General features: G+C 35.6%; 7 protein-coding genes. 3 read left to right on the forward strand and 4 right to left on the reverse strand.

Annotation, left to right across the window (positions count from 1 at the left end; translation table 11 throughout):
* Window positions 1–48: 48 nt before the first annotated feature.
* Window positions 49–798, reverse strand: coding sequence for a LytTR family DNA-binding domain-containing protein (locus BXU10_RS18310; RefSeq protein WP_078228992.1), 750 nt, complete (start codon window positions 796–798; stop codon window positions 49–51).
* Entirely contained in the window at window positions 795–2,606 is a 1,812-nt protein-coding gene (locus BXU10_RS18315) for a histidine kinase (protein WP_078228993.1), read from the reverse strand. The genes BXU10_RS18310 and BXU10_RS18315 overlap by 4 nt, the downstream gene beginning before the upstream one ends.
* 177 nt (window positions 2,607–2,783) lie before the next feature.
* Between BXU10_RS18315 and BXU10_RS18320 the strand changes: the two genes are divergently transcribed.
* Window positions 2,784–3,944 carry a vWA domain-containing protein gene (locus tag BXU10_RS18320; RefSeq protein ID WP_078228994.1) on the forward strand — a complete coding sequence of 387 codons (1,161 nt, stop codon included), beginning with the start codon at window positions 2,784–2,786 and terminating at the stop codon, window positions 3,942–3,944.
* 20 nt (window positions 3,945–3,964) lie between these two features.
* The gene (locus tag BXU10_RS18325; RefSeq protein ID WP_078228995.1) at window positions 3,965–4,588 is read left to right on the forward strand and encodes a murein L,D-transpeptidase catalytic domain-containing protein; all 624 of its coding nucleotides are present in this window, start codon (window positions 3,965–3,967) and stop codon (window positions 4,586–4,588) included.
* A 66-nt stretch (window positions 4,589–4,654) separates the two neighbouring features.
* Here BXU10_RS18325 and BXU10_RS18330 read toward each other — a convergent pair whose 3' ends face one another.
* Entirely contained in the window at window positions 4,655–5,692 is a 1,038-nt protein-coding gene (locus BXU10_RS18330) for an aldo/keto reductase (protein WP_078228996.1), read from the reverse strand.
* Window positions 5,693–6,243: 551 nt separating this feature from the next.
* Between BXU10_RS18330 and BXU10_RS18335 the strand changes: the two genes are divergently transcribed.
* Window positions 6,244–11,841 carry a T9SS sorting signal type C domain-containing protein gene (locus BXU10_RS18335; protein ID WP_078228997.1) on the forward strand — a complete coding sequence of 1,866 codons (5,598 nt, stop codon included), beginning with the start codon at window positions 6,244–6,246 and terminating at the stop codon, window positions 11,839–11,841.
* 95 nt (window positions 11,842–11,936) lie between these two features.
* Here the strand turns inward: BXU10_RS18335 and BXU10_RS18340 are convergent, their stop codons facing one another.
* Window positions 11,937–12,395: a regulatory protein RecX gene (locus BXU10_RS18340; protein ID WP_078228998.1), complete on the reverse strand. Its 459-nt coding sequence runs from the start codon at window positions 12,393–12,395 to the stop codon at window positions 11,937–11,939.
* Between the last annotated feature and the right edge of the window lie 118 nt (window positions 12,396–12,513).

The following is a 12,513-nucleotide window of genomic DNA, read 5'->3' on the forward strand; positions in this document are numbered from 1 at the left end:
CAGAAATGACAATATTAGGTTTAAAACTTCATGCTTTTGAAGTAAAAATTATTTAAAATTTTTCAAAAATTCTTCTTTGTAAGTTGGAGAAACCTCAATTTCAGAATCATCATTAAGGGTAATAATACCCCCTTTGTTGTACGACTTCACACAATTCATATTGATGATATGCGATTTGTGAACGCGAATAAAAGGCAATGGCAAAATTTCTGAAAAGTGTTTTAAAAATCGGCAGACCATTTTTTTGTTTCCGTTGTTCAAATACAAATCAGTGAAATTTCCGTTTCCACGAAGGCGAACGATCTCTTCCATTTTTACGACTTCAAATCCTTCCAGTGTGGGCAGGATTACCTGTTGCTTTTCAGGTTTGGATTCATGGAAATTCTCGACAATAATTTTATTTCGGTTAAAGATTTCCTGATTCATGATTTGGTGATGAACCTTGTTAACTGCCACAATCAATTCTTCAATAGATATAGGCTTTAGTAAATAATAAGCCGCACTTTGGTTCAGGGCTTTTAAAGAATATTCAGAAAAAGCGGTTACAAATATGGTTTCGAATTGTAAATCTTTACAGGCTTCCAGAACATCAAAAGCATTTCCGAAAGGCATTTCGACATCCAGAAAAACCAATTGTGGCTGTATTTCGTGTAAAAGAGGTACAGCTTCTTTTATATTCTGTGCTTCCCCGACCACTTCTACCTGCGGACAATATTTGCTCAGATAATTTTTAAGAACTTCCCGCGCTGCTAGTTCATCTTCGACAATTACACTCTTTATCTTTTGAAAAGTCATCATATGGAATCGATTAAAGGGAAGATAATTTCAACTACAGTACCTGATTCCGGAAATTCTTTTTCTTTGATTGTAAAAGAAATATTCTTTTTATACAATTCATTCAGTAAACCAATTCGTTCTTTAGTATTGTTGAGGCCTCGTGATTCATGTACTTTCTGATTACTGGTTTTGAGTTCCTGACTTTTGGTTAAACCAATTCCGTTATCTTCAATAACTACAATTACTTTTTCGTTGTAATACTGAAATTGAAGATGTAAAAATCCTTTTTTATCTAAGTAACGCAAGCCATGCCAAATCGCATTTTCTAAATGCGGCTGAATAATCATATTGGGTACAAAAACACTTTCGGTATCCAGATCTTTATCAACCGTAATTTTAAAATCAAATTTATCCTGAAAACGCAAATGTTCCAGGTCTAAGTATTTTTTTAATTGCTCGACTTCTTTATCCAGTATAATAAAATCCTTATTGGAGTTTTCCATCATATCACGCATCAAAGTAGAGTAGGAAGTAAGGTATTTGTTGGCTTCGAGTTCTTTGTTTTCAGAAATAAACTGATTGACGCTGTTGAGACTATTAAAAATAAAGTGCGGATTCATTTCACGGCGCAATGACTGCAAAGCGATTTCTTTGTTCTTAGTTTTGATGGAATAAAGTGATTTTACAATAAAAACAAACAAGACCAAAAGCAACATAACAGATCCTATTAAAAAATAATTGAAGGTGTTTTTCTTTGTGATTAATTCATCTTTAAGAGACTTTTCTTTCTCGAGCTGGCGAATTTTACCTTCTGTAATCTGGAATTTTTTAGTATTAATTAATGTCGTATCAGATTGAATTAATTGCTCGAAGTTTTTAATAAACCCTTCATAAAGCGCCATGCTTTCTTTTTCATTTCCTTCGGCTTTATAATATTGTACCAATTCTGATAACGTTTTTTTTGCTTCGGCTGAATTTCCTTTTCGGGAGGCAAGATCATAAGCTTCTTTCAATGATAAAACGGCTTTGTTTGGTTCTTCTTTTTTAAAATAAAGAGAAGCCAGCGATTGTAATTGTTTTATTTGGGTATTAAAATCCTCTTTCGTTACGGCTTCTGCCAAAAGCTTTTCGTTGATGCCAATTGCTTTTTCAAACTGATTGTCTGAGGCATATACATTTGCTATTTCATTTTTAAGATTGATAACAGCTTCGGGTTTGTCTTTTGCATAAGCAATTGCTTTTTTGTAGCTTTCTATGGCAACCTTTTTATCTTTTAATTCTAATGAATTTTGGGCTTTCTGAACATAAGCTTCTGTAACTTCCTTGCTTTTATTTTCCTTTTTCAGCAATTCAATATTGGAATCGACATAATCTTTTTGACTGGCCGGATTTGACTTGTTTTTAAGTCGGTTAGCATCATTTAAATTGATTTTTTCTTCAGAAACATCTTTTGCCAATGAACCGGCGACTTCATAATTTTTAATTGCCGAATCAAAGTTTTTCTGGTTTTCCTGAGTTTTGGCTAAACTTCGTGTTACACGGGTTTTATCTTCGGTGAGTTTTAGTTTGGTATAACTGTTTAATGCCCTTTTAAAATATTCCTCGGCTTTGGCATTGTCCCCTTTATTTAAAAATTCGTTGGCCAGATTTTCGTAATTCCGTGCAATTTGACCTTCATCATTTGCATCCAGAGATTTTTCCAGATTCTTCGCAGCTTTACTCATTTTACTCAATGGAACTGCTTTCTTTTTAGCAAGGGAATCCTGTGCGGTTACTCCAATAGGAATCAGCAGTATTGTGTATAAGATGATACTAATTATTCGTTGCATTCGTTGCTTTTCAACAAAACCGGAAAAGTTTCAGTTAATATTGTAAAGTAAAGTATTTTAAACTCCTTTTACAACTTGTTTCACCAAGTCAAAATACCGTTTCACCATTTCTTCAAAAAATGAGGATTTTAAGTTTTTAAGTTTGAACTGTAATCAACCAACTAAAAACTAGAAATTATGAAATCTCAATTTTTTATCCCCGCTCTTTTTGCTGTTATAGTTTCTTTAGTAAGCTGCAATTCATCCCATGCAAATCCAAAAAAAGATACTGGAATTAAAAAAACAATTACAGCCGAAAGTACTAAAATACAAGTGGCCCTTTTATTGGATACCTCCAGCAGTATGGACGGATTAATTGATCAGGCAAAATCAAGGCTTTGGAATATCGTCAATACATTAACAACATTAAAATATGATGGAAAAACTCCTGATATCGAAATTGCTTTATATGAATACGGAAATGACGGATTATCGAAGCAATCCAATTATATCCGACAGATAACACCGCTTTCGACAGATTTGGATTTGATTTCAGAAAAGTTATTTGCCTTAAGAACCAATGGAGGAAATGAATATTGCGGAGCCGTTATTCAGGATGCAACAAAACAATTAAAGTGGGCGAGAGAAAAGAGCAATATGAAACTCATTTACATTGCCGGAAATGAAGATTTTAACCAGGGCGAAATAAATTATAAGGAAGCGATTAGTGACGCTTTGAAGAATGATATTTATGTGAACACTATTTTTTGCGGCAATAAAACCGAAGGTATAAATATTCTCTGGAAAGATGGTGCCGATTATGGCAAAGGAAAATATTTTAATATCGATTCAAATCAGACTGTACAATATATCGCTACTCCGTATGATGATGAAATTTCAAAATGCGACGAAAAACTAAATAAAACGTATATCAATTATGGTTCAAAAGGATATGAGAAAAAAATGAACCAAAATGTGCAGGATCAAAATGCAAAAAAAGTTTCGGCATCTAATTATACAGAACGCGCTGTAAGCAAATCAAAAACAGTTTATAAAAACGAAAGCTGGGATCTGGTGGACAAAGTAAAAGAAGACGCGGCGGCAATTTCTAAAATTAAAAGGGAAGAATTGCCGGTTGAGCTTCAAAATAAATCGACAGAGGATATAAAAACTTTTGTAACTCAAAAATCAAAAGAAAGAGAAACAATTCAAAAAGAAATTGCTGTCTTAGCTAAAAAGCGTCAGGAATATATAGATACAGAGTCTAAGAAAAATAAAAAACAGGATGATTTAGGTAATGCTATTAATACTTCAATACTGGGTTTTGCACAAGTGAAAGGTTATAAGGTTGAAAAATAGCAAAGTATCCAATCTGTAATATGAGAAAGAATATTTTAATCTTGCTTTTAATTGGAATTTTTGGCGCAAGTTTTGCATGCAGAAATGACAAGGGGAAGGATTTGAAAACTATAAATGTAAAACCGGTTTATTCTTATGAAGAGAATCTAAAAAAGGAGGTAGCTGTTATAAAGAGATTTTTGGGGGAATCTCCTAAATATAATTCAGATGTTGCCTTCTTTTTAGATATGAAGATAGAATCAGGAAAAAACCGGTTTTTTATTTACGATTTAAAACATGACAAATTACTCGGCAAAGGATTAGTAGGACATGGTTCTGGGTCAGAAACGGGTATTACCGGGAAACTAAAGTTTAGCAACGTAAAAAATTCCAATTGTAGTTCTTTAGGAAAATATGCAATTGGCGGTTCTTACACCGGAAGATTTGGCAAATGTTATAAATTATATGGTTTAGACGAAACAAATAGTAATGCTTTTGACCGGAATATAGTACTTCATAAATATTACGATGTCCCTTTTGAACAACAGCCTTATCCTATTTGCAACAGTCTTGGCTGTCCAATGGTGAATGAAAAGTTTTTTGTAGTTATCGAAAAATTCATTGATAGTTCAAAAAAGAAAATCATTCTGGTTATGTACTATTAAGTCAATTCTAAAAATAAATCCCGATAGCTGGAAGGCTTTCGGGATTTTGTATTTAATGATTCGAATTTAAGGAGCCGGATCCGGAATAATAGTCTGAACGTTATCAATCTCAGCCAGGATTTCTTTTGAAAGCGTTACATCAACAGTTGCAATGTTTTCTTTTAACTGATCTAATGTTGTAGCCCCAATAATAGCGCTTGTTAAAAAGGGCTGTTGCAATACAAAGCATAAAGCCAGCTCGGTCAAAGTCAATCCGTGTTTGTGGGCAATTTCCTGATATAAACGAGTTGCCTGAGTGCTTTGCTCGCTGTTGTAACGTTTGTATTGAGGAAAAAGATTGATTCTGGCATTTGGGTGAGGTTCTCCGGTTAAGAACTTACCAGATAAAACTCCAAAAGCTAACGGAGAATAAGCCAGCAATCCTACATTTTCATGAATGGAAACTTCGGCAGAACCAACTTCGAAAAGGCGATTCAATAAATTATACGGATTTTGAATTGTTTTGATTCTTGGAAGATTTTGGTATTTGCTTTCTTCAAGAAAACGCATCATTCCCCACGCATTTTCGTTTGAAACGCCCAGATGTTTTATTTTGCCTTCTTTAATCAAACCCTCAAAAGTTTCAAGAACCTCCCGGAAATTATCTTCCCAGGCTTCATCCTGAACTTTAAATCCGCGCTGTCCAAAACAATTGGTTTTGCGTTCCGGCCAATGCAGTTGGTACAAATCAATATAATCTGTCTGCAGGCGTTTTAAGCTATTTTCTAAAGCATATTTAATACTCGCAGGAGAGAAATCTAAGTTCTCACGCATATATCCAAAATTAGGATTTGGTCCGGCAATTTTAGAAGCTAAAATAACTTTATCACGATTTCCTGTTTTTTTAAACCAGGTACCGATAATTTTCTCAGTACTTCCATAAGTTTCTTCACGACCCGGAACTGAATACATTTCGGCTGTATCAAAAAAGTTGACACCATTTTCAAATGCATAATCCATTTGCTGATGTCCTTCAGATTCTGTGTTTTGTTCACCAAAGGTCATAGTGCCCAGACAAATTTTACTCACTTTTATATCGGTATTGGGCAGGGTAGTATATTTCATATTTTGTGGTATTGCAATATTTTCTCAAAGATACAACCGTATTTTTTAAATGAAAAAGTTACAAGAGTTAAAAAACGCTTAAGCATTTTTATGAAAACTCAATGGTTTGATTTATAGGAATCTAACTTTTTTGCTTCTTTTTTTTATAAAAAGTCATTGAGGATTGAAAATCAGATGTTTTGTGTTTTTTTATGTAGTAATAAGATTACTTAATCTTGTAGCTAACGTAATTTTTATTGTAGGTAAATACTTCTTATTCTTACTTTTTTTATTTCAAAACAGGTCGCTCATCGACTAATAATGTCTTTCATCTAAAAGGTCTGAAATTTCATAAAAAACCTGATTTTACGAGCTAATTTTGTTTCATAATCTAAGTCAAAATTGATTACAAAAATAAATCCCTCCTACGGGTTTTTACGTAGGTATAAGGAAATACAAATTTTTTGAAGAATTCGATTTTTGATGTTCCTGAAGTCAGGTAGTAATGTTAGAAATAATCAACAAAATCTAATTGTTATAACATTCTTTAAAAAGAATTAATAATATTTATTATGAAAAAAACTTTACTTAAATCTAGAGTTTTAGCAACCGTTTTATTTTTTACAGTTTTTTTGTTTGGGAACACAGTTTTTGGACAAACGACAGGAGATTATCGCTCTGTTGGGACTGGTAACTGGACTACTCTTTCAAGTTGGCAATATTATAACGGTACTAGCTGGGTTGCAGCAACAAGTTATCCTGGTCAGAGTGCAGGAACAACTAAAACAGTAACAATCCGTGATACACATAGCATCACATTAAACACTAACATAACTAATAGTTTCACCTCTTTGGTAATTGGAAATGGGTCGAGTGGGAAATTAATTGTAAATGGCACTATCACAGTTAATACTAAAAGAGTTACAATCAATTCAAATGGTCTTATGTCATTTGTAGGTAGTAGTACAATAACTTTTCCAGCCAACACTTCATTTGTAGTTAATGGAGGAAGATTAGTTTCTGAAAGTAATCCTTGTAGCAACAATACTGCCCTTTATATAGGCAGTACTAAGGTATCTGCCTGTAACGGCAATGGTGGTGGCGCTCTTTCTGATTTTGATACATTTAATGCCAGAGGCGGAACAGGAAGCGTCACGTCAAACAGTCCTGTCTGTAATGGTAATACGTTGACATTTACAGCTACACCTCCAACTGCAACTTCTGGTTCTTACACATATGAATATAAATGGTCAGGTAATGGAATTTCTACTGGTTATAGTTCTAGTCCTACTTATTCTACTACTGCTAACTATTACAACCACGGGGGAACTTATACTGTGGATATTAGAAGAAACGATGGTATTGTTTCGACAGTATCAACAGATGTTGTAGTAAATCCAACTCCGGTTGGTGGAGGAGTTTACGATGGGAATTCACCTATATGTTTAAATTCCTCTACAGGAAATATGACGTTAAGAGGTGGTTATGTAGGTAATATAGTGAGATGGGAAAAGAAGTTAAGCACTGATTCTTCATGGACTCCAATTTCAAATACTTCAGCTGTATATTCTGAAAATCCTTCTGTAGCTGGTACTTGGCAGTATAGAGCAGTTGTAGGTAGTGGAGCCTGTCCGGTTGTTTATTCAAGTCCATTTTCAGTTGTTGTTAATCCTGAGTTGACAATTACGTTGGTAAGTAATAATTCAATAGGTTGTCAGAATAATAGTAATAGTACACTTTCCTATACTTCAATAACGGGAAATGCTAATTTAGTTTACCTGGATTTTACTTCTTCAGCAGTTTTTGGGTCTAATATGCATCAAGTTATTGGAGTATCAGCAGGTCCTGGTACAATAACTATTCAATATAATTGGGGTGCGGCTCCAGGTACTTATAATGGAGTATTAACGGTTGTTAAAGATACTCAGACTCCAAATTGTACAAGTTCAATAACATACCCGATTAGTCTTACGATAAATCCGGCGGGAACTGTCCCACCATCAATATCTTCTCAACCAGTTGCTCCACCTGCAGTATGTTCTGGAAGCGGTACGCAAACAATCTCTGTTGCAGCAACAGGAACAGGTTTAACTTATCAATGGAGAAGAAATTCTTCGCCATTAACAAACGGTGGTGTTATAAGCGGAGCAACAACATCAACTCTTACTTTAACAAATCCAACAACAGCTAATGCAGGAACTTATGATGTAGTTGTTACAGGTACTTGTTCTTCAGGAGTACCTTCTAATCAGGTAACCGTAACTGTAAATGCGAATTTATCAGCTGTTGCAGTGACACCTAATACAGCTCAGAATGTTTGTATTACGGGTTCGGGTTCAGCTTTAACAGCTTCTCCAACAGGAGGAGGAACAGTAACTTACCAATGGGGTAAACGCTCTGTTTCGGGAGGAGCAATAACGGCCATAGGAGGTCAAACATCAGCTTCATATACCCCAACAGGAGCGGGATTAACATTGGGTACATGGTATATTGTATGTACCGGTACTCCAACATGTGGCAGTCCGATAATTTCAAATGAAGTAACAGTAACGGTAAATCAAGCTTTATCGGCTGCACCAATAACCCCAAATACGGCTCAAAATATTTGTGTTTCAGCTTCAGGTACAACTTTGACAGTTACTCCGACAGGAGGAGGAACAGTAACTTATCAATGGGGTAAACGCTCTGTTTCGGGAGGAGCAATAACAGCTATTGGTGGTCAAACTGCTTCATCATATACTCCAACAGGTGCCAGTTTAACAGCGGGTACATGGTTAGTAGTTTGTACCTCTACTCCATCATGTGGCAGTCCGATAATATCAAATGAAGTAACAGTAACGGTGAATACAGCTCCGGTAACTCCAGGAACGATAACTCAACCAACGAATATATGTGCAGGTACAACAGGAAATATATACAGTATTGCTTCTGTAAATGGAGCAACTTCTTATAACTGGTCAGTTACCGGAGCCGGTTGGGCAGTGACAGCAGGAGGAACAACTGCATCAGCAACCATTACAATCGGTTCAGGTGCAGGAACAGTTTCTGTTACTGCGACCAATGCTTGTGGTACTAGTTCTGCTTCTACAACAGGTAGTGTCACTCCAACTACTGCCCCTTCTACTCCAGGAACGATAACCCAACCAACTAATAAATGTGCAGGTTCAACAGGAAATACATATAGTATTGCTGCTGTAAGCGCTGCAACTTCTTATACTTGGTCTGTAACAGGAACAGGGTGGTCAGTAACAGCAGGAGGCAATACAACTTCAGCGACTATAACAATTGGATCGGGTGTAGGAACAGTTTCTGTTACGGCGACTAATGGTTGTGGTACCAGTTCTGCATCTACGACAGGGAGTATTACTCCAACGACTGCTCCAACAACTCCAGGAACCATAACGCAACCAGTAAATAAATACACTAATACTACTGGAAATATTTTTGCTATAGCTGCTGTAAGTGGCGCAACTTCTTATACGTGGTCAGTTACAGGAACAGGATGGTCTATAACATCAGGAGGCAATACAACTTCAGCGAATATAACAATTGGTTCAGGAGTAGGAACAGTTTCTGTTACGGCTAGCAATGCTTGTGGAACAAGTTCTGCTTCTATTACAGGTAATGTTACTCCAGATACTGTATGTACCGCAACAACTGAAACCCCAGGCAATAATTATTGGAAGGGTTATGTATACACATACAATGGAACTCCTACGGCGACAACCTATATTGGTTCTGTAGCAGAGAAACCTGTTTTTGATAGAAATGTTGCTACAGGAACAATTACAGGAGACTCAAGTGTTGAGGCGAATAATTTTTGTGGGCCAGCACCTAGCGACAATTTTTTTGTTAGATATTTAATGAACGTTACTCTTGCCGAAGCAGGAAACTATGTCATAACTGTTGGTGGTGATGACGGATATCGTTTGTATATTGATAATGTTTTAGTTACGTCATTGAGTAATTGGGGAGATCATTCGTATACATATAATTTTACCACTCAAACATTAACTGCGGGGAGTCATATATTTAAACTAGAATACTATGAAAAAGGAGGGGATTCAAGGGTTAGTTTTTCTTATGGTTTACCAAAAGGAGATCCCAATTTGCCTTTTGGAGATAAAGTCTGGAATGTTTATGGATTTATAAAAGCAAATTTAGATTTTACAAATACTGAATTAAGAGATAGCTATGCAGGTTATTACATCGACCCAAATATAAATATTCAATCACAAACTTTTTGGAATAAAACACAATCACCATCAGTAAATAATAGTGCATGGAATGGTGCTCCAATTCAAGTTGATTATTTTACAATGACCTATAAGCGTAAAGGATTTCCTTGTGGGCGCTACCAGATACAGCTAGTAAATTGTGACGATGTCGCTCAGATTTATATAGACGGAAGTTTAATTTTTACTCAGGCCTACACAACAACAGGCACCATCATTAACAGCGGAGCTTATTATACCTTAAATAAAAATTCAGAAGTTGAAATACGCCTGAGAGAGGATGCAGGAGATGCTAATGTTGCTTTTAATTTTATAGATGTTCCTTTTGCTTACGATGGCTCAACAGCGCCACCGTCCGGAACTTCTATAGCAGTGAGTCAGGATTCTATTTTAGCTAATAGTGCAGAGGTATGCTCATGTTATATTAGTAGTGGAAAAACTTTAACAGTTCCCGCAGATGTTACATTAAGCGTAATTGAAACTATTGATGTTAAAACGGATGGTAAATTAGTTATAAAAAATAATGGCTCTCTACTACAGGATACTAATGGCTTATACATTGGTGCGGCTAATTCGTTTATAATGGAACGTACTTCATTTCCGATGAAGAATTTCGATGCTACTTATTGGTCATCACCTGTAGTTGGACAAACCTTGGTTGGTTTATCTCCTAACACTTTGTCAGATAAGTATATTGCCTATTACGACAGTGCCTGGAAAACAGAAGCCCGTACCAATGTAATGAAACCAGGAATTGGTTACGCTATCAGGGTTCCTAAACCTAATTATTGGCCTATACCAACGGCTCCTACTTATGCCCAGCCTGTTGAGTTTAAAGGAGTACCTAATAATGGGAATATTACCAGCAGTCAGGCTGTTACAGCAGGGAAATATTACCTGATCGGAAACCCATATCCTTCAGCACTTGATGCAAGGGAGTTTTTATATTCTAATGCCAATAACAATGCAGTTTTAAACGGGACTATCTACTTTTGGACACATAATACGGGTATTTCACCAAGTGGAGGCAAATATGTATACAGTTCAAATGATTATGCTTCGTTTAATGCAACAGGAGGTACTGCTACCACAGGTGCGAACAATGCCATCCCTTCTGGTTACATAGCAGCGGGACAATCGTTTATGGCAAGTGCAAAAGCAAATGGAACTGTTCAGTTTGATAATTCAATGCGAGTTGGGGGAGCTGATAATGCACAATTCTTCAAACCCGGTAAAAGTTCAAAATCAACAGGCTTCGAGAGCCACCGTTTGTGGCTTAATATGACCAATTCAGGCGGAGCTTTTAAACAAACCCTGATAGGCTATGTTGAGGGTGCAACCAATAGTTATGATGTTAATTTTGATGGAGAGACTTTTGATGGCAATACGTATATCGATTTCTACAGTGTCAATACAACCAATAAGCTGACTATCCAGGGTCGTGCCTTGCCCTTTACCAATACAGATTTGGTTCCTTTAGGATATCGCTCTACCATTGCGGGGGACTTTACCATTTCAATTGATAAGGCCGATGGCAATTTAGCATCCCAAAGGGTTTACCTTGAAGATAAGCAAACCGGTACGATAAACGAATTAACGGCAGGAAATTATGTCTTTACTACAAAAGCAGGAACCTTCAATGATCGGTTTGTATTGCGTTATAGTGCCAATACACTGGGTACGGGTGATTTTGAAGTGGCAGATGATGCAGTTTGGGTTAAGATTGCCAACAAAACCGTTAGTGTAAATTCAACATCAGAAAACATAGATAAGGTATTTATCTATGATCTTTCAGGCAAACAATTGTATGTGAAAAAGGATGTAAATAATCTGCAGTTGCTTATTGAGAATTTGCCATCTGCCCAACAGGTTTTATTGGTAAAGGTGGTTTTGGACAATGGTTACCAGACTACAAAAAAGGTAGTCTTTAATTAAGATAACAGAGTAATAAAATTAAAATCCGATAGCGAAAGTTATCGGATTTTTTTTGATATTGATTAGAGCAGGAAAATATCAGTCAGTAAATAACCTTACAATAGTTCAAGTTCTTTCATTTTATCATAAACTAAATTGCTCTCATATCCTCTTCTAAGCATATAATCGCAAAATTTTTTTCGTCTTTTTAAAGAATTAGTTTCGGTTAAGTTTTTCCAAAATCTCTCAGAAACCTGATTAAATGTTGCTTCGTATTCGTCTGGTGTGATTTCTTTTAAAGCCAGATTAATATTTGTTGTAGATATGTGTCTGATTTTTAATTCATTTACAATTCTAATTTTTCCCCAATTTTTGATTCGATGTTTACCGCGCGCAAAGCTACACGCAAAGCGTGTTTCGTTTAAAAAATTATCTTCAATGAGTTTTACGATAATAATGTCTGTTTCGTCTGAAGACATTTTCAAAGAATGGAGTTTTGTAACTACTTCATCATGACAGCGGTCCTGATAAGCACAAAAATGTTCTAGTTTTTGTAATGCTTCTTTGATGGTCATATTTAAAAATGAAATATAATTTAACTGAAAACAAAATTAACTGATTTAATATAATTGTGATAAAACTTTTCTCCGACAATTAAAAAGTAGGAAAATTTAATATTTTGAATTGTTTTTT

The sequence above is a fragment of the Flavobacterium sp. LM4 genome, from assembly GCF_002017935.1.
Lineage (GTDB): Bacteria > Bacteroidota > Bacteroidia > Flavobacteriales > Flavobacteriaceae > Flavobacterium > Flavobacterium chungangense.

Bases quoted from the DNA above. Each gene is read 5' to 3' on its own strand.
- BXU10_RS18330 (WP_078228996.1), bottom strand. From the start codon at position 5,692: ATGAAATATACTACCCTGCCCAATACCGATATAAAAGTGAGTAAAATT.
- BXU10_RS18335 (WP_078228997.1), top strand. From the start codon at position 6,244: ATGAAAAAAACTTTACTTAAATCTAGAGTTTTAGCAACCGTTTTATTT.
- BXU10_RS18310 (WP_078228992.1), bottom strand. From the start codon at position 798: ATGATGACTTTTCAAAAGATAAAGAGTGTAATTGTCGAAGATGAACTA.
- BXU10_RS18320 (WP_078228994.1), top strand. From the start codon at position 2,784: ATGAAATCTCAATTTTTTATCCCCGCTCTTTTTGCTGTTATAGTTTCT.
- BXU10_RS18315 (WP_078228993.1), bottom strand. From the start codon at position 2,606: ATGCAACGAATAATTAGTATCATCTTATACACAATACTGCTGATTCCT.
- BXU10_RS18325 (WP_078228995.1), top strand. From the start codon at position 3,965: ATGAGAAAGAATATTTTAATCTTGCTTTTAATTGGAATTTTTGGCGCA.
- BXU10_RS18340 (WP_078228998.1), bottom strand. From the start codon at position 12,395: ATGACCATCAAAGAAGCATTACAAAAACTAGAACATTTTTGTGCTTAT.